We start from the raw sequence: 17,587 nt of genomic DNA, 5'->3' as shown, positions 1-17,587 counted from the left end.
CTACCACGGCTCACCCCCGGCCGCGTCGTGTCGGTCTGGGCGGTCGGTGGCCGTCACGGGGACGGCCACCGACGCGGGATCAGCGGCCGGACTCGAGCGAGCCCGCGCGGCCACCGCCGTAGGAGCCGGCGAGACCGGCCGCGGCGAGACCGTTGCTGCCGGCGGCACGGGTGCCCTCGGCGCGGTTCATCTCCACCTCGAGGCCCTGGCCGCGACCGTCGAGGTCACGCAGCTGGCTCTCCAGGTACGCCTTGAGGCGGGTGCGGTACTCGCGCTCGAACTGCTTGAGCTCCTCGATGTGCTTCTGCAGCGCGGTGCGCTTGGCGTCCAGGCCGCCCATGGCCTCCTGGTGCCGCTGGCGGGCGTCCCGCTCCAGGGCGTCGGCCTTGGCGCGCGCCTCCCGGGTGACCTCCTCGGCCTTCGAACGGGCCTCGGAGAGCAGCTGGTCGGCCTCGCGACGGGCGTCGGAGACGTGGTCGTCGGCGGTGCGCTGGGCCATCATGAGCACCCGCAGCGCCTGCTGCTCGCCGTCACCGGTCACGCCGGCCGGGCCGCCCTGCGTGCGCACCTGCTCCAGCTCGGCCTGCATCGCGCGGGCCGCCTGCTCGGCGGCCGCCTTGTCGCGCTGCACCCGGTCGAGCTGGGCCTTGACGTCGTTGAGCTCCGCCGCGAGGCGGGCGTCACCGCCGGGGCCGGCGGGAGCGCCACCCCGACCGCCGCGCTCCACCTGGGCGCGCAGCTCGTTGTTCTCCTCGATCAGACGGGCCAGCTCGCGCTCGACCTCGTCCAGGAAGGCGTCGACCTCCTCCTCGTCATACCCCCGCTTGCCGATCGGCGGCTTTTTGAAGGCGACGTTGTGAACGTCGGCCGGGGTCAGCGGCATCGAAACTCCTCGGGTCAGTTGCGGCCGCGAAAGCGCTCTGGTCAGGCAAACGCGAAGATCAGGCGCCTAAACACGAACTCCATCAGCACGAACAGGATAACCAGGAGCACAAGGGAGGCCAGGTCGATGCTCACGGTACCAATTCGCAGTGGCGGGATCACACGCCTCAACGCTCGCAGGGGCGGATCAGTGACGCTCCACACGACTTCCAGTCCCGCCGACGCTCCCCGCCCCGGTTGCCAGCGGCGACCATAGGCCAGCACCGCCCCGAGAACAAATCGCGCCAAGAGGACAATTAGGAAGATGTACAGCAGCAGGTAGAGCACCTGGAACAGGATCGACAACACGGCAGGCGACGTCCCTCGGTCGTGCGGCTCAGCTCAGGCTGAAGAAGCCGCCCTCAGCGATCTTGGCCTTGTCCTCCGCGGTGACCTGGACGTTGGCCGGTGAGAGCAGGAACACCCGGTTGGTCACGCGCTCGATCGTACCGCGCAGACCGAACGCGAGCCCGGCGGCGAAGTCGACGAGCCGGCGGGCGTCCGCCTCGTCCATCTCGGTGAGATTGATGATCACCGGTACGCCGTCGCGGAAGTGCTCGCCGATCGTCCGCGCCTCGCGGTACGTGGTCGGGTGCAGCGTGGTGATCTGGTAGCGCTGCTCGTCCTCCGGCGCCACGCGCTCCCGCTCCCGCGGCTGGGCCTGCGGCGCGAGCGCGAGGTTGTCCCGGGTGTGGTAGGTCAGCGCGCCCGAGGTGTCACCGGCGGAGGACCGGGTGATCGACCGGACGCTGGACCGCTCGGCCCGCTCCGGGCGCTCGGCCTCGGCCCGGTCGGTGTCGACCGCGCGGCTGGAGGCGCGCTCGGACAGCCGGCCCCGGTCGCCGAGCCGGCTCCGCGTCGTCGGCGGCTCCTCGGCCTCGTCGTCGTCCTCGTCGGCGAACTCCTCGGCGTACCGGCTCGACCGGTAGCGCGACGATTCCCGGTAGCCACCCTTGTCGTAGCCACCGTCCTCGTACGCCCGCTCGTCGTCCTCCTCGACGAGACCGAGCCAGACCCCCGCCTTGCGCAGTGCACCCATCCCCGCGCCCTTCCGTCCGCCGTGCGGCACGCGCCCCCGTGCCGTGTCGCTTGATCACGAGTGGACGATCATGCCCACCGGACCGGATCGGCAATCCCCTGACGCGCGGTTCGCGGTCCGCCCGTCACGGCCCCCGGCTACGGGAACGCCGTCCTGAACAACACTGATGTAATTTGCTTCCGTCGTGGTGAGGCTACCGCAGCGCAGGGCGCATTCCGAGCAACGCGCTGCCGACACGGACATGTGTCGCGCCGTGCCCGATCGCGCTCTCCAGGTCTCCGCTCATGCCCGCCGACAGCACCGTCGCGTCCGGATGATCGGCCCGCAGTGCCGCTGCCACCTCGGCCAGCCGGGCGAACGCCCGGTCCGGCTCCCAGCCCAGCGGCGCCACCGCCATCAGGCCCGCCAGCCGCAGACCGTCGGCGCCGGCCACCGCCGCGGCCACCGGGTCGAGCCCTCGCTGCGGATCGGCCGCGCCCGGCAGCGCCCCGCCCCGGGCCGGGTCGCCGTCGATGCTCACCTGCACCAGCACGTCCAGCGGCCGGTCCCGGACCGCGCCGGCGGCGGCGTCCAGCGCGGCGGCCAGCCGGACGCTGTCCACCGACTGGACCACGTCGGCGTACCGGACCACCGAGCGGGCCTTGTTGCGCTGCAACTGGCCGATGAAGTGCCAGCGCGGCGCGGCCCCGGCGGCGGCGACCGCCTCCGCCTTCGGCGCCGCCTCCTGGTCGCGGTTCTCCCCGACGTCGCTCACGCCGAGCCCGGCCAGCGCGACCACGTCCGCCGCCGGGTACGTCTTGGTCACCGCGACCAGTGTGACCTCGTCGCGCTGCCGCCCGGCCGCCGCGCAGGCGTCGGCGATGCGGGCCCGGACCCGGGCCAGGCCGACCGCGAGTTCGGCACGCCGCTCGGGCCGCACCGCCGTCTGTGACTCCGTCATCGGCGCGGCTCAGGACCCGTTCTTCAGGAAGTCGGGCACGTCGACGTCGTCGAAGAGCACCCGGCGCGACGGCTGCTGCGGCGCCGGCATGGTGGCCGGCGGGCTCACCGGCGCGTTCGGCTGGGCCGGCGGGTTCTGGTTGCTCTTGCGCGGCGCTTCCACCGCCTTGTACGCCGGCGTGCCCCCGTCGAAGCCCGCCGCGATCACGGTGACCCGCACCTCGTCGCCGAGCGCGTCGTCGATGACCGCACCGAAGATGATGTTCGCGTCCGGGTGGGCCGCGTCGGTGACCAGCTGCGCCGCATCGTTGATCTCGAACAGGCCGAGGTCCGATCCGCCGGCGATGGAGAGCAGCACGCCGCGCGCGCCGTCCATGCTCTGCTCGAGCAGCGGGCTGGAGATCGCCGCCTCGGCCGCCTCGACGGCGCGGTTCTCGCCCCGCGCGCTGCCGATGCCCATGAGCGCGCTTCCGGCACCGCTCATCACGCTCTTCACGTCGGCGAAGTCCAGGTTGATCAGACCCGGCGTCGTGATCAGGTCGGTGATGCCCTGGACACCGGAGAGGAGCACCTGGTCGGCGGTGCGGAACGCGTCCATCATGGAGATGTTGCGGTCGCCGAGCGCAAGCAGCCGGTCGTTCGGGATCACGATGAGCGTGTCGCACTGGTTGCGCAGTTCCTCGATGCCCGCCTCGGCCTGGACCTGCCGGCGCTTGCCCTCGAACGAGAACGGCCGGGTGACCACACCGATGGTGAGCGCACCGAGCTTGCGGGCGATGTTCGCCACGACCGGCGCGCCGCCGGTGCCGGTGCCGCCGCCCTCGCCGCAGGTCACGAACACCATGTCGGCGCCCTTGAGGACCTCCTCGATCTCGTCGCGGTGGTCCTCGGCGGCGTTCTTGCCGACGTCCGGGTTGGCGCCCGCGCCCAGTCCCCGGGTCAGCTCCCGGCCCACGTCGAGCTTGACGTCGGCGTCGCTCATCAGCAACGCCTGCGCGTCGGTGTTGATCGCGATGAACTCGACGCCCTTGAGCCCAACCTCGATCATCCGGTTGACGGCGTTGACGCCGCCGCCCCCGATGCCGACGACCTTGATGACCGCCAGGTAGTTGTGCGGAGGTGTCATCTCCGGTCCTTTCCCTTCGAGATTGGCATGGGCCGACCCCACACGGCTTGGCCGGATCAGCGGTCGAGCACTCCCCCGTGGCCTCCGACGGCTGAACTCTCACCCTCTACTAGAGGCTTAGAGTTATGTCAACCACTGATCTCTTCGGGGCAACGTATGCGCCGCCGCGCCAGGAGCCAAGGACCTGTTCCGGCGTGTCGCCGACCGAGCGACAGGGGACACAGCGCGGGCTCGCTGAGCCACGGGTCACTCGAACGTGACCACGTCCGGCGCGCTGACGTCGATCCGGTCCGCCTTGCGGCTCAGCAACGAGGTGGCCACCGTCGACTTGTCGGTGCCGCGGGAGGCGTCGCCCCAGAAGACCTGACGCTCGCCGCGCAGCAGCAGCGTGATCCGGGCCAGGCCAGCCACGTCCACTGCGACCAGCTCCGCGCGCAGCTTCTCCCCCAGCGCGGCGAGCACCGCCAGCCCGGCCCGCGTACCCGGGTCGTCGGGGCCGGGCCGGGCGACCCGGACCTGCGGCAACCCGTCCGGCGCCCGGTCCAGGCGCTGGAAGACCACACCCGAGCCGTCGACGACCACGAAGCCGTCGCCCTGCGGCACAGCCGCCACCGCGGTGCGCTCCTGCACCCGGATCACCAGCGTGTCCGGCCACTGGCGCTCCACAGTGGCGCGGGCCACCGGCGGCAGCGTGCCGACCTTGCGCGCGGTCGCGTCCAGGTCCACCCGGGCCAGCGGCTCGTTGTCCGGCACCGCCGCGGCGTCGCGGATCTGCACCGGGGTGACCAGTTGCGCGCCGACCACCCGCACCTCGCGTACGCCGAACAGGCCGGTGCCCAGCACCGTCCACGCGACCAGGCCCGCGACGGCGAGCACCGCCGCGGCGACCGCCCAGGGCAGCGCGGCCCGCATCCGCCGTTGCCGGGCCCGGGCCATGAACCGGCGGGTCGACGGCGGCACGGCGTCCGCGTTCGCCCGCACGAGCTGCCAGCGCCGGGCCGGGCTGCGCCGCCCCGCCCCGCCGTCCGGTCCGGGGGTACGGCCGCGGGCCGGACCGGGACTCATCCGGCGGGGGTCGCCGCGCCGTCCGGGTCGACGCCGGCGCCGAGCCCCGTGCCCCCGGCGGAGCGGGCGAGCAGGGCGTCGAGCAACTGGTCACCCATCAGCGAGATCGGCGGCGCGCCCATGGTCACCACCACGTCGCCGGTCCGCGCCCGCCGGGCCACCTCGCCCGGCACGTCGTCCCACGCCTCGACGAACACCTTGCGCTCGGCCGGCAGCGGCACCTCCTGGATCAGCGCGGCCGAACCCTCGCCGGGACGGCGCGTCTCGCCGGGGCCGAAGACCTCCAGCAGCACCACCTCGTCGGCGATGCCGAGCGCGGCGGCGATCTCCGCCTGGTTGTCGCGGGTGCGGTAGAGCCGGTACGGCTGGAACACCACGATCAGCCGGCCGTCGCCGGCCACCTCGCGCAGCGTCTGCAACGCGAGCGTCATCGAGGTCGGGTGGTAGGCGTACTCGTCGTAGACCAGCACACCGTCCGCCGCGCCCTTGCGCTCGAAGCGGCGCCGCACGCCGGGGAACGCGCCGAGCGCGGCCTCCGCCGCGGCCACCGGCAGGTCCAGCAGGTACGCGGCGAGCACCGCGGCGGCGCTGTTGAGCGCCATGTGCCGGCCCGGTACGGGCAGCCGGATCTCACCCAGCGGCCGGCCCTCGACCTCGGCCTGGTAGCGCACCCCGTGCGCGGACGAGACGACCTCGCTCATCCGCAGGTCCGCGTCGGCGGACTCGCCGTACGTCCAGACCCGGCGGCCCTCGGCGCGCAGCGTCTCGGCCAGCCGGCGCCCGCCCGCGTCGTCAGCGCAGGTGATCACGAAGCCGGCCGGGTCGGTGAGCCGGGCGAACTCGGCGAACGCCGCCTCCAGCGTGGCCAGGTCGCCGTAGGTGTTGAGGTGGTCCGCCTCGACGTTCGTGATGATCGACACGAACGGCCGGTAGATGAGGAACGAGCGGTCGCTCTCGTCCGCCTCGACCACGAAGTGCTCGCCGGTGCCGTGGTGCGCGCCGGAACCCACCTCGGAGATCTCGCCGCCGATCACGAACGACGGGTCGGTGCCGGCCTGCTGGAGCACCATGGTGACCATCGACGTGGTGGACGTCTTGCCGTGGGTGCCGGCCACCGCCACCGTGCGGCGCCCGGTCATCGCGGCGGCGAGCGCCTCGGAGCGGTGCAGCACCCGCAGGCCCCGGCGACGCGCCTCGACCATCTCCAGGTGGTCCTGCGGGATGGCCGAGGAGTAGACCACCGTGTCCACCCCGTCGAGGTTCGACGCCTCGTGGCTGGAGTGGATGGTGCCGCCGAGCGCCCGCAGGCCGGCCAGCGACGGCCACTCCCGCAGCTCGCTGCCGGAGACCGGCAGGCCCCGGGTCAGGAAGAGCCGGGCCAGGCCGGCCATCCCGACGCCGCCCACCCCGATCAGGTGGATCCGGCCCAGGTCCTCCGCCGTCATGGTGCCGGCGGGCGTGAACTGCGCGGTGTTCATCAGACGTACCTTCCCGTCGCGGTTGCCCTCATCAGCGGGAAACCGCCTCGTAGACGAAGTTCAGCAACGCCACGTCGCCGTCGCGGCGGCCGTAGCCGGCTGCGGCGTGGCTCATCGCGTACAGGCGCTGCGGGTCCCGGATCAGCGGGATCACCGTCCGCTCCACCCAGGCCGGGGTCATCTCGGCGTCGTCGACCAGCAGACCGCCGCCCGCCTCCACCACCGGCAGCGCGTTGCGCTTCTGCTCCTGGTTGCTGTGCGGGTAGGGCACGTAGATGGTGGGCAGGCCGATCGCGGCCACCTCGGCGCAGGTCATCGCGCCGCCCCGGGCCAGCATCAGATCGGCGGCGGCGTAACCCAGCTCCATCTCGGACAGGTACGGCAGCGTGACGTACGGCACCGGCAGGTCGGTCGGCACGGAGACCGGCTCGTTGCGGGCGCCGATGACGTGCAGCACCTGCACACCGTTGCGGGCCAGTTCCTTCGCCGCGCCGGAGACGGCGAGGTTGATCGAGCGGGCGCCCTGCGAACCGCCGGCGACGAACAGCACCGGCAGGTCGGGACGGAGTCCGAAGTGGGCGCGGGCGGCGTCGCGCAGCGCGGCCCGGTCCAGCCCGGCGATGCCCCGGCGCAGCGGCACACCGACCACGCGGGCGTCGCGCAGCGCCTCGGCCTGGGCCGGCTGGTGCGGGAAGCCCACAGCGACGTTCTTGGTGAACTTCATCCCGAGCCGGTTCGCCACGCCCGGCGGCACGTTCACCTCGTGGATGACGATGGGCAGCTCCCGCCGCCACGCGGCCAGGTAACCGGGCACCGAGACGTACCCGCCGAAGCCGACCACGGCGTCGGCCTGGACCTCGTCGATCACCTTGCCCGCGGCGCGCGCCGCCTTCCACATCCGGTCCGGGGTACGCACCAGGCTCATGTTGACCGACCGGGGAAGCTGGTAGGCCGGGATCTGCCGCAGGTCGTAGCCGGCCGGCGGGATCAGCTCGTTCTCCAGCCCCTTGGGTGTGCCCAGACAGGTGATCCGGACGCTCGGGTCGTGTCGGCGCAGGCAGTCGGCGAAGGCGAGCAGCGGGTAGATGTGCCCGCCCGTACCCCCTCCGCAGAGCACCACCGAACGCAGCGGACCCATCAGCGTCTCCTCTCGCTCGCCGCGCCGGTGCGCGCCCGGTCGGACCGGGCGCCGCGGGGCGCGGCCTGATCGTCCTGCCGCCGCTGCCGGGACCGGGGCACGGACCCTCGGTCGGCCGGGGGCGGCGCCGGCCTGCGGCGCCGGCCGGGAAGCGGCGGCAACGGGGCCCACACTAGTCGGACCCATCGGGCGGGCGGACGGGCATGCAGCGCTCGCGCCGCGTCCGGCTCGGCGCGGGCGAACGAGGCGAGCATGCCGATCGCGGCGAGCGTCACCACCAGGGCGCTGCCGCCGTCGGAGATGAACGGCAGCGGTACGCCGGTCAGCGGCAGCAGCCCGGTGACGCCACCGATGTTGATGACGGCCTGGCCGACCAGCCAGGCGGTCACGCCGGCGGCGGCGAGCCGGCGGAACGGGTCCTCGACCCGGCGGGCGATCCGCATCCCGGTGTACGCGAGCACGGCGAACAGCGTCAGGACCACTGTGCAGCCGACCACGCCCAGTTCCTCGGCGACGATGGCGAAGATGAAGTCGTTGTGCGCCTCGGGCAGGTAGTTCCACTTCAGCGAGCTCTGGCCCAGGCCGACGCCGAACCAGCCGCCGTTGCCGATCGCGTAGCGGGCCTGCACGAGCTGGTAGCAGTAGTCCAGCTTCTGCTCGAAGCAGGTCTTCGGATCCGGCGGGTCGAGCCACATGGTGAGACGGCCGAGCCGGTAGTTGTCCGCGTCCCGGGAGCCGGAGCCGGCGCCGAGCGAGGCGGCGGCCACCAGCAGGCCGATGCCGGCCAGGCCGATCGCGGAGAGCGCGGCGAAGACCCGGCCCCGCACGCCGGCCGCCCAGAGCAGCCCGACCACGAGCGCCAGCAGGCAGAGCATGCTGCCCAGGTCGTTGAAGCCGACCAGCACGAACAGCAGGCCCACCACCGGGAACAGCGGTGTCGCCAGTTCCTTCCACCAGCCCAGCGAGGCGCCCTTGCGGGCCAGCACGTGCGCCGCCCACAGCACCAGCGCGAACTTCGCCACCTCGACCGGTTGCAGCGAGATCGGGCCCAGGGAGAGCGAGAGGAGTTCGGCCCGCAGCGGCCCGATCGACGTCACCCCGAACAGCGAGTTCAGCGCGACGAACAGGTTGAGCGTGAGCAGCAGCGCCACCGCCACGCCGAGCGCCGGGCGGCTCACCGCCCGGAACGTGCGCGCGGGCAGCCGCTGGCAGGCCCAGAACGCGCCGATGCCGATCACCGCGAACACGGCCTGCTTGGTCAGCGACGCGGACGCGTCACCGCCCTCGGCGAAGTCCTTCACGCTCGTGGCGGAGAAGACCATGGTGAGGCCGATCAGCAGCAGCAGGCCGGCGCTGGACAGCAGCAGGTAGTAGGAGGCCAGCGGCCGGGCCAGCAGGCCGCGCAGCGCGGCCAGGCCACCGGCCGGATCCCAGCGCGCCGCGGGCGGGTCGGCCGGTGGCGTCGCCGCCGGGGCACGGCGGGCCGGCGGGTCGCTGGTCACCTGGATGTCTCGTCCCTCCCCCACAGGCCCATCATGGCCGCTCGACCCGCCCGCCCGTGGCGCAACCGCCCGGTCGGCGTGTCGGATCTGAAGGAAGGGCCCCTTATTAACAGACGTCTGTTAATAAGGGGCCCTTCCTTACACCCGAGGCGTCAGCTGACCGCGGCGAGGAACTCGCTGTAGAACAGGCCCAGCGCGATGGCCACGCCGATACCGGCGATGATCCAGAACCGGACCACGATGTTGACCTCGCTCCAGCCCGCCAGCTCGAAGTGATGCTGCAACGGCGACATCCGGAACACGCGCTTGCCGGTGGTACGGAAGGAGATGATCTGGATGACCACGGACATCGTGATGATCACGAAGAGGCCGCCCAGGATCGGCAGCAGCAGGATGGTGCGGGTGGACATCGCCATGCCGGCGATCAGGCCGCCCAGCCCGAGCGCGCCGGTGTCGCCCATGAAGATCCGCGCCGGTGACGTGTTCCACCACAGGAAGCCCACGCAGGCGCCGGCCGCCGCGCCGGCGATCAACGCGATCTCCAGCGGGTCGCGCACGGTGTAGCAGTACGACTCGGTGTAGTTCGGGTCGGCGCACCAGTGCCGGTACTGCCAGAACGCGATCAGCGCGTACGCCGCCAGCACCATCACCGAGGCGCCGGTGGCCAGGCCGTCCAGGCCGTCGGTGAGGTTGACGCCGTTGGTGGCCGCCATGACCACCATGATGATGACGATCACCGCGCCGATCTTGCCGATCTCCAGCGCCGGGATGTCCCGGATGAAGCTCAGCGTGGTGCTGCCCACGGTCTCGGTGTTCGTCGCGTTGCCGCCGGCGTCGGTCATGCTGGACGGGAAGTAGACCGCCACCGCGCCGAAGACCGCGCCGACCAGGATCTGCCCGGCCAGTTTGCCCCGCTTGTTGAGACCGCCGCTGTGCCGCTTGCGCACCTTCAGGAAGTCGTCGATGAAGCCGACCGCGCCGGAGAACACCATCAGCCCCAGCAGCACCAGCGCCGTGATGGTCGGCTCGACCTGGGCGATCTGCGCGTCCGGCAGCGTGGTCAGAGCCAGGTGCCCGGCGACGTACGCGATGACTGTGGCCAGGATGAAGACCACGCCGCCCATGGTCGGCGTGCCCTTCTTGCCCTCGTTGCTGGCGAGCCCGAGGTTCGATCGGATCGGCTGGCCGGCCTTGAGCCGGGCGAACACCTTGATCGCGATCGGGGTACAGAACAGCGAGATCAGGAACGCGACCCCGATGGCGACGATGACCGCCCTCATGCGGCGCCGCCCTCCGTCGCACCCGCACGGGCGTCCGCGCGCAACGCGTCGGCCACCTCCCAGGTCCGGTACCGGGAGCCCTTCACCAGCACCACGTCCCCTGGACGCAGCTCGCTCCGCAGCACCTCGACGGCCGCCGCCTGATCGGTGAGCAGCACCGACTCTCCTCCCCAATTACCTACCGCTGTCGCGCCCTCGTGGATCGGCGCCGCCGGCTCGCCCACCACGAGCAGCCGGTCCACTCCCAGTTCGGCCGCGAGCCGGCCGACCTGCTGATGCCCCTGAAGTTCGAAGTCACCCAGCTCGGCCATGTAGCCGAGCACCGCGACGGTACGCCCGTCGCCACGCATGCTGGCCAGCGCCCGCAGCGCCACGCCGGTGGACGCCGGGTTGGCGTTGTACGAGTCGTCGATCACGGTCACCCCGTCGGGACGCTCGAAGACGTCCATCCGGCGGGTCGAGACCAGGCCCAGCTCGTTCAGCGCCGCCGCCAGGTCGGGCAGCGGCAGGCCCAGCTCCCGGCCGACAGCCGCGGCGGCGAGCGAGTTGGAGACCTGGTGCCGGCCGGTCAGCCCGAGCCGCACCGGCGCGCTGCCCTCCGGCGTGACCAGGGTGTACGAGGGCCGTCCCCGGCCGTCGAGCGTCACGTCCACGGCGCGCACGTCGGCGCGCTCCGACTCGCCGTAGCGCACCACCCGGGCACCGGTACGCGACGCCATCGCGTCCACCCGCGGGTCGTCTGCGTTGAGCACCGCCAGCCCGTCGTCGGGCAGCGCCTCGACCAGTTCGCCCTTGGCGAGCGCGATGGTCTCCACCGAGCCGAACTCGCCCAGGTGCGCCACGCCCACGTTGAGGACCACGGAGATCCGCGGCGGCACCACGTCGCACAGGTAGCGGACGTGCCCGACCCCGCGGGCGCCCTTCTCCATCACCAGGTAGCGGGTCTCCGGCGTGGCCTGCAACGCGGTGTACGGGTGCCCCAGCTCGTTGTTGAACGAGCCGGGCGGCGCCACCGTCGGGCCGAGCCGCACCGCGAGCTGGGCGATCAGGTCCTTGGTGGTGGTCTTGCCGGACGAGCCGGTCAGCCCGATCACGGTCAGCCCGGGCAGCCGGTCCACCACCGCGCGGGCCAGCCGGCCCATCGCGTCGAGCGCGTCGCCGACGAGCACCATCGGCACGCCCGGCACCTCCCGGGTGCCGAGCACCGCCACCGCGCCGGCCGAGATCGCACCGGCCGCGTAGTCGTGGCCGTCCACCCGTTCGCCGGGGAAGGCGACGAACAGCCCGCCCCGGTTGACCTTGCGGGAGTCGAACTCCACGGTGCCGGTGACCCGGGCGTCCGGGTCGGCGCCGACGAGCCGGCCGTCGACGGCGGCGGCCACCTCGGCCAGCGTCAGCGGGATCACCGCTGACCCACCAGGTCGCCGAAGCGGGCGCGCAGCGCCGCCGCCAGCTCCACCCGGTCGTCGAACGGCAGCACCTCGCCGCCGATCTCCTGGCCGCGTTCCTGGCCCTTGCCCAGCACCGCCACCACGTCACCCGGTTCGGCCACCCGGACCGCCTCCTCGATCGCCGCCCGCCGCCCGGGCACCTCGATGACGCGGGCCGGGGTCGCGGCGGCGTACGCGCCGGCCAGCACCTCGGCCCGGATCGCGGCCGGGTCCTCGGTCCGCGGGTTGTCGTCGGTCACCAGCACCACGTCGGCGCCGCGCGCGGCCACGCCGCCCATCACCGGCCGCTTGCCCCGGTCCCGGTCGCCGCCGGCGCCCAGCACGCAGATCAGCCGGCCTTCGGTCAGGTCGCGCAGCGCGATGAGCACCGCCTCGATCGCGTTGGCCTTGTGCGCGTAGTCGACCACCCCGCGTACCGGCGCGTCGCCGCTGACCAGTTCCAGCCGGCCGGGCACGCCGCCGCAGGCGGCCACGCCGCGCGCCGCGGTCTCCGCGTCCACTCCGACGGCGACCAGCAGCGCCACCGCCAGCAGCGCGTTCGCGACGTTGTGCCGGCCGGGCAGCGCCACGCCGGTGGGCAGCGCCAGGCCGTCCGGCCCGTGCAGTGTGAAGCGCTGCGCGTAGCCCTCGCCGTCGATCCCGTCGGCCCACCAGGTCGCGTCCGGGTCGCCGGCCGCCGAGTAGGTGACGGTGCCCGGCTTGTGCAGCGGACGCAGCGCCGGGTCGTCGTGGTTGAGCACCTCGACCCGGCAGCGGCCGTCGAACAGCTTGGCCTTGGCCGCGAAGTAGTCCGCCTCGTCGGCGTGGAAGTCCAGGTGGTCGGAGCCGAAGTTGGTGTAGCCGCCGACGTCGAACCGGACGCCGCCGACCCGGCCCATGGCGAGGGCGTGGCTGGACACCTCCATGACCACGGTGTCCACCCCGTGCTCGCGGGCCACCGCGAGCATGGCGTGCAGGTCGGTGGCCTCCGGGGTGGTCCGGACGCTGTCGATCACCAGGTCGCCGAGGCGGGTCTCCACGGTGCCGATCAGCCCGGTGACGTGCCCGGCGGCGCGCAGCCCCGACTCGACCAGGTAGCTGGTGGAGGTCTTGCCGGCGGTGCCGGTCACCCCGATCACGGTCAGGCCGGCGGTCGGGTCGCCGTACACGGTCGCGGCCACCTCGCCGAGCGCGTCGCGCGGGTCGTCGACGACGAGCACGGGCAGGCCGGTCCCGGCAGCCAGCGCCGCGCCGGCCGGGTCGGTCAGCAGGGCCACCGCGCCCGCCTCGGCGGCGGCCGCGGCGAACTCCGCGCCGTGGCGCCGGGCGCCGGGCAGGGCGGCGTACAGGTCGCCGGGGCGTACCTCCTGGGAGGCGTGGGTCACGCCGGTGACGGCCAGTTCGGCGGCCTCCTCCGGCGGGGTCGCCGCCACGCGGGCGGCGAGGTCGCCGAGCCGTACGGGGCGCACGGTTGTGGGACGTGGATTGCCGGGCACGGCGTCAGACCCTACCCGGTCGTCCGGTTCCGACCGCACAGCCGCCCCGGTGGTTCGTCGCCACTCACCGATGATGTCCCGCCGTCCCCGCTCAGCGCGGAAAGACCTCGAACTTCGGGGACTTGTTGGTGAGCGACGGCGGCACCCGGTAGTGGCGGAGAGTGAAGCCCATCATCTCCCGGAAAGCCGGCGCGGCGACCGCGCCGCCCCCGCCGCCGGGGCTCCACACGAACACCGCGACCACGTACCGGGGGTTCTCCGCCGGGGCCATGCCGATGAACGAGCCGACCTCGCCGGGCTGCTGCTTGCCGCCGTCGTAGCGCAGACCGGTGCCGGTCTTGCCGGCCACCCGGTATCCGGGTACGGCGGCGGCCAGACCGGTCGCCCGGCCGTCCGGGCCGTCGACCGTGGTGACCGCCTCCATCATCCGGCGCAGCGCCGCCGCGTTGGCCGGGCTGAGCACCGAGCGGGTGGTGGGCGCCGCGGCGGGGCTGCGCTCGCCGTCCGCGCCGATGGTCTCCTTGACCAGGTGCGGCTGCACGTACGTGCCGTTGTTGGCGATGGTGGCGTACGCGGCGGCCATCTGCAGCGGCGTGGCGTCCACGCTGTGCCCGATCGGCACCGACCCGTACGCCGAGCCGCTCCACTGGTCCGGCGGCAGCAGCCGGCCGGCCGCCTCGCCGGGCATGCCCTCACCGGTGGCCTGGCCCAGCCCGAACCGCTTCTGGTAGTCGAACAGCCGGTCCTTGCCCAGCTTCTCGGCGATCTCGATGGTGCCGACGTTCGACGAGAAGGCGAGCATGCCGGGGATGCTCATGGTGCGGCCACCGACCGGGTGGGTGTCGCGGAAGGTGACGCCGCCCCGGACGATCGTGTCGGCGACCGGGAACGCGGTGTCCGGCGTGATCACGCCCTCCTGGAGAGCCGCGCCGTACGTGATCGCCTTGTGGATCGAGCCGGGGTCGACCACGAACGTGGTGGCCGCGTCGTCCCGGTCGGCCGGGGAACCGACCTTGGTGGGGTTGGCCGCGTCGTACGTCGGCTGGCTGGCCTGCGCCAGCACCTCACCGCTCGGCACCTCGATGATCACCGCGGCGCCGACGCTGCCCTTCACCTTGGCCGTCTGCTTCGCCAGGATCCGCTGCGTCATGAACTGGAGGTCCCGGTCGACGGTGAGCTTCAGCGAGCTGCCCGGCTGCGGCTGGGTGGTGCGGCTGTAGCCGCCCGGGATGGGCGCGGCCAGGTCACCGAGGCCCACCTCGTAGGTCCGTTTGCCGGCCTGCCCGCGCAGCACGTCGTCGTACTTGGCCTCCAGCCCTTCCAGGCCGTTCATGTCCTGGCTGACGAAGCCGATCAGGTTGGCGGCCAGGTCACCGCCGGGCACCTCGCGCCGCTCGTCGCGGTGCACGTTGATGCCGGCCAGGTCGAGCTCCATGATCCGCTTGGCGGTCGCGATCTCCACACCGCGGGCCAGGTAGACGAACTGCAACGGGGTGTCGGTGCCGGGCAGGGTGCGCTTGCGCATCTTCTCGGCCAGGTCGGACACGGGCACGCCGAGCAGCGGGGAGAGCAGACGCGCGGTGGCGAACCGGTCCTTGACCCGTGTCGGGTCGGCGAACACGTACCGGGCCTCGACGCTGTGCGCCAGCGGCTCGCCGCTGCGGTCGAGGATCGCCCCGCGCGGGGCGGGCAGCTCGACCACGGCGAGCCGGTTGGGCAGGCCGCCGTCGGCGTACGCCGGGGTGTCCACGGTCTGGAGGTAGACCAGCCGCACGCCGATGCTGGCGAACAACGCCAGCGCCAGCACGGTGCCGAGCCGCAGCCGCCGGCGCGGGTCGCCGAGTCGCGGCGGCCGGCGCGGCTTACGTACCGGGCGGCGGGGCTGGGCGGCGGGGCGGCGCGGCTGGGACCGGCGGCGCGGCGGCGGCGCGTCCTCGTCGTCGTCGAACGGTTCCCGCACCGGCCGGGACGAGACGGTCCGCACCACGCCGGCCCGGCCGCCCGCGGCGGTGGACCGGCGGCCGGACCGGGCGCCGTCGGTCGCGGGCTCGCGCGTGCCGGTCCGCCCGGCCCGGCCGCCGTCGAGCACCTGCAACGCGGGCCGGAACGGGTCGCCGGACCGGTTGCTGCGGGGGGTACGCCGTTGCTCGGCGCCGCCGCCCTCGCGCACGGTCCGCCCGCGCGGGGTGTACGCGCGGGCGTCGGAGATCCCGCCGAGGCCCGCCTCGCGCGGCTCCGACCCCCGCGACGATCCGCGCCGGGAGCCCGTGGCGTCCCGGCGCGGATCATCCGATCTCGGCGGCATGACTCAGCCTCCGTTGCCCTGCTGGCTGGTGACCGACGGGGCGCCCTGCGCGGGGTGCGGCACCCCGATGGTCTGCCCGTCCGGCAGCCGGATGTAGGCCGGGTCCTCGGACTCGACCAGGCCGAGCCGCCGGGCGTTGGCGGTCAGGTTGCCGGGCGCCTTCTGCTCGGCGATCTCCTTCTTCAGCTCCTGCTCGTCCACGTCCAGCTTGGCCTGCTGCTGGTGGAGCTTCTCCAGCTTGAACGCGTTCTCGTTGATCTTGGTGTTGACCGCCAGGATGCCCAGGACCCCACCGACCACCAGCACCAGGATCAGCGCGACGAACGGAGCCCGGGGCACCCGGATCGGCGCCGGCGGGGCGACCCGCAGGCGCGGCGCCGGCGCACCGGTGACCCGGGTGCGCTCGGCCGGCCGCAGGGCGGCGCTGCCCTGCGTCGGGAACTCGCGCGTCCCCCGGGCGCGAGTCGCCTCCCGGCGGTCGGTCGCTGTCGTGTCCCGCGTGGTGCGCTGCGCCGCGGTCCGGCCCCCCGACCGCGGTGCGCGCTGCCCGACGGCTCCCCGGCCGTCGCGCTTCTCGACGTTCATGTCCCCTCCCCCTCCTCGTCCGTCCCGTTCGCGTCCCCCGGGGCCGACGCGGGATCCTTGCCGGACCCCGGTGACCCCGTCCCCGGTTGGTGCATCGCCTTCACCCGGCGGCGGTACCGTTCGCGGTCGGTACGCCCCTGCCGGGCCGCCTCCGGGTCGAGCCGTTCCGCGGCCCGCAGCCGCACCGAGGCGGCACGCGGGTTCGCGGCCACCTCCGCCTCCCCGGGCAGCTCGGCGCCCCGGCTCAACAGCCGGAACGTCGGGCCCGACCCGGGCAGTTCGACCGGGAGGTCGACCGGGCCCTTACTTCGGACCCGGTCGGCGAGCGCCTGCTTGGTGAGCCGGTCCTCCAGCGAGTGGTAGGACAGGACCACCATGCGGCCGCCCACTGTGAGCTTGTCCAGAGCAGCCGGCAGCGCCGTCTCCAGCGCTGCCAGTTCTCTGTTTACCTCGATCCGCAAAGCCTGAAACGTTCTCTTTGCCGGGTGTCCACCGGTTCGTCGGGCCGGTGCCGGAATGGCGTCCCGGACCAGCTCGGCCAGCCGGGCCGAGGACGTGATCCGGTTGCGCTCCCGTTCCCGGATGATCGCCGAGGCGATCTTCCCGGCGAACTTCTCCTCGCCGTACACCCGCAGCAGGCGGGCCAGGTCCGGGTGGGAGTACGTGTTGACCACCTCTTCGGCGGTCACCCCCCGGGTCTGGTCCATCCGCATGTCCAGCGGCGCGTCCTGCGCGTACGCGAACCCGCGGTCGGGCGCGTCCAGTTGCAGGGACGAGACGCCGAGGTCGAACAGCACCCCGTCGATCGCCGGGTAACCGAGCCGGTCGAGCACCTCGGGCAGCTCGTCGTAGACGGCGTGCTCCAGGTGGATCCGGTCGGCGAACCGGGCCAGGCGGACCCGCGCGTGGGCGAGCGCCTCGGTGTCCCGGTCCAGGCCGATCAGCACCGTGTCCGGATGCGCCGAGAGCACCGCCTCGGCGTGCCCGGCCAGGCCGAGCGTGGCGTCGACGTGCACGGTGCGACCGGGCCGGCCCAGTGCGGGGGCCAGCAGCTCGAGACACCGCTCGAGCAGCACCGGCACGTGCGTGCCGCGTAGCTCCCCCATCTCGACCCCCACCCCGTTCGCCAACCGTTCCGTCATGTGTCCGTCGTCGCCACGACGCCTCGCCATACCGCCAGATCCCCATCCGCTCCCGCCCGCCGGAGGCCGCGGCCCTCCGTGTCGGATCGTGCGCCTGGCACCGGGGAAGGGGTGCCAGGAACTCGAAAGCGGCTGGAGATC

15 protein-coding genes are annotated in these 17,587 nt (G+C 73.4%); all 15 read right to left on the bottom strand.

Going from position 1 to position 17,587, the window contains the following annotated elements; translation table 11 throughout:
* Positions 1–79 precede the first annotated feature (79 nt).
* The gene (locus FHX31_RS06650) at positions 80–883 is read right to left on the bottom strand and encodes a DivIVA domain-containing protein (RefSeq protein ID WP_013287595.1); all 804 of its coding nucleotides are present in this window, start codon (positions 881–883) and stop codon (positions 80–82) included.
* Positions 884–924: 41 nt separating this feature from the next.
* A complete protein-coding gene (locus FHX31_RS06645; RefSeq protein WP_013287596.1) occupies positions 925–1,230 on the bottom strand; it encodes a YggT family protein in 306 nt (101 codons plus the stop codon).
* A 28-nt stretch (positions 1,231–1,258) separates the two neighbouring features.
* A complete protein-coding gene (locus tag FHX31_RS06640) occupies positions 1,259–1,960 on the bottom strand; it encodes a cell division protein SepF (RefSeq protein ID WP_184975480.1) in 702 nt (233 codons plus the stop codon).
* Between the two features lie 193 nt (positions 1,961–2,153).
* Positions 2,154–2,900: a YggS family pyridoxal phosphate-dependent enzyme gene (locus FHX31_RS06635; RefSeq protein WP_013475790.1), complete on the bottom strand. Its 747-nt coding sequence runs from the start codon at positions 2,898–2,900 to the stop codon at positions 2,154–2,156.
* A 9-nt stretch (positions 2,901–2,909) separates the two neighbouring features.
* A complete protein-coding gene (ftsZ, locus tag FHX31_RS06630; protein WP_013287599.1) occupies positions 2,910–4,025 on the bottom strand; it encodes a cell division protein FtsZ in 1,116 nt (371 codons plus the stop codon).
* 246 nt (positions 4,026–4,271) lie between these two features.
* A complete protein-coding gene (locus FHX31_RS06625; RefSeq protein WP_013287600.1) occupies positions 4,272–5,090 on the bottom strand; it encodes a cell division protein FtsQ/DivIB in 819 nt (272 codons plus the stop codon).
* Entirely contained in the window at positions 5,087–6,568 is a 1,482-nt protein-coding gene (gene murC / locus FHX31_RS06620) for a UDP-N-acetylmuramate--L-alanine ligase (protein ID WP_184975477.1), read from the bottom strand. The genes FHX31_RS06625 and murC overlap by 4 nt, the downstream gene beginning before the upstream one ends.
* A gap of 31 nt (positions 6,569–6,599) precedes the next feature.
* Entirely contained in the window at positions 6,600–7,706 is a 1,107-nt protein-coding gene (gene murG, locus FHX31_RS06615) for an undecaprenyldiphospho-muramoylpentapeptide beta-N-acetylglucosaminyltransferase (protein WP_184975474.1), read from the bottom strand.
* On the bottom strand, positions 7,706–9,208 hold the full coding sequence (locus tag FHX31_RS06610) for an FtsW/RodA/SpoVE family cell cycle protein (RefSeq protein ID WP_036310930.1): 1,503 nt from the start codon (positions 9,206–9,208) through the stop codon (positions 7,706–7,708). The genes murG and FHX31_RS06610 overlap by 1 nt, the downstream gene beginning before the upstream one ends.
* 152 nt (positions 9,209–9,360) lie before the next feature.
* On the bottom strand, positions 9,361–10,488 hold the full coding sequence (gene mraY / locus FHX31_RS06605; RefSeq protein ID WP_091331122.1) for a phospho-N-acetylmuramoyl-pentapeptide-transferase: 1,128 nt from the start codon (positions 10,486–10,488) through the stop codon (positions 9,361–9,363).
* Positions 10,485–11,894 carry a UDP-N-acetylmuramoyl-tripeptide--D-alanyl-D-alanine ligase gene (locus FHX31_RS06600; RefSeq protein ID WP_091331121.1) on the bottom strand — a complete coding sequence of 470 codons (1,410 nt, stop codon included), beginning with the start codon at positions 11,892–11,894 and terminating at the stop codon, positions 10,485–10,487. The genes mraY and FHX31_RS06600 overlap by 4 nt, the downstream gene beginning before the upstream one ends.
* A complete protein-coding gene (locus FHX31_RS06595; RefSeq protein WP_176739787.1) occupies positions 11,891–13,453 on the bottom strand; it encodes a UDP-N-acetylmuramoyl-L-alanyl-D-glutamate--2,6-diaminopimelate ligase in 1,563 nt (520 codons plus the stop codon). The genes FHX31_RS06600 and FHX31_RS06595 overlap by 4 nt, the downstream gene beginning before the upstream one ends.
* A 52-nt stretch (positions 13,454–13,505) precedes the next feature.
* Complete coding sequence (locus FHX31_RS06590) at positions 13,506–15,719, bottom strand: peptidoglycan D,D-transpeptidase FtsI family protein (protein ID WP_091331120.1); 2,214 nt, start codon at positions 15,717–15,719, stop codon at positions 13,506–13,508.
* A gap of 3 nt (positions 15,720–15,722) precedes the next feature.
* A complete protein-coding gene (gene ftsL, locus FHX31_RS06585; RefSeq protein ID WP_013475782.1) occupies positions 15,723–16,304 on the bottom strand; it encodes a cell division protein FtsL in 582 nt (193 codons plus the stop codon).
* Positions 16,301–17,410 (bottom strand): 16S rRNA (cytosine(1402)-N(4))-methyltransferase RsmH, encoded by a 1,110-nt coding sequence (rsmH, locus tag FHX31_RS06580; RefSeq protein ID WP_091332207.1) that lies wholly within the window; start codon positions 17,408–17,410, stop codon positions 16,301–16,303. The genes ftsL and rsmH overlap by 4 nt, the downstream gene beginning before the upstream one ends.
* Positions 17,411–17,587 lie beyond the last annotated feature (177 nt).

Source organism: Micromonospora sp. CNZ286, from assembly GCF_014207755.1.
The sequence above is the reverse complement of the archived record's forward strand: the minus strand, read 5'-3'. Positions and strand labels throughout refer to the sequence as shown.

Coding starts and splice junctions, on each gene's coding strand:
- FHX31_RS06650 (WP_013287595.1), bottom strand. CDS start 883: ATGCCGCTGACCCCGGCCGACGTTCACAACGTCGCCTTCAAAAAGCCG.
- FHX31_RS06590 (WP_091331120.1), bottom strand. CDS start 15,719: ATGCCGCCGAGATCGGATGATCCGCGCCGGGACGCCACGGGCTCCCGG.
- FHX31_RS06625 (WP_013287600.1), bottom strand. CDS start 5,090: ATGAGTCCCGGTCCGGCCCGCGGCCGTACCCCCGGACCGGACGGCGGG.
- murC (WP_184975477.1), bottom strand. CDS start 6,568: ATGAACACCGCGCAGTTCACGCCCGCCGGCACCATGACGGCGGAGGAC.
- FHX31_RS06640 (WP_184975480.1), bottom strand. CDS start 1,960: ATGGGTGCACTGCGCAAGGCGGGGGTCTGGCTCGGTCTCGTCGAGGAG.
- ftsL (WP_013475782.1), bottom strand. CDS start 16,304: ATGAACGTCGAGAAGCGCGACGGCCGGGGAGCCGTCGGGCAGCGCGCA.
- mraY (WP_091331122.1), bottom strand. CDS start 10,488: ATGAGGGCGGTCATCGTCGCCATCGGGGTCGCGTTCCTGATCTCGCTG.
- murG (WP_184975474.1), bottom strand. CDS start 7,706: ATGGGTCCGCTGCGTTCGGTGGTGCTCTGCGGAGGGGGTACGGGCGGG.
- rsmH (WP_091332207.1), bottom strand. CDS start 17,410: ATGGGGGAGCTACGCGGCACGCACGTGCCGGTGCTGCTCGAGCGGTGT.
- FHX31_RS06635 (WP_013475790.1), bottom strand. CDS start 2,900: ATGACGGAGTCACAGACGGCGGTGCGGCCCGAGCGGCGTGCCGAACTC.
- ftsZ (WP_013287599.1), bottom strand. CDS start 4,025: ATGACACCTCCGCACAACTACCTGGCGGTCATCAAGGTCGTCGGCATC.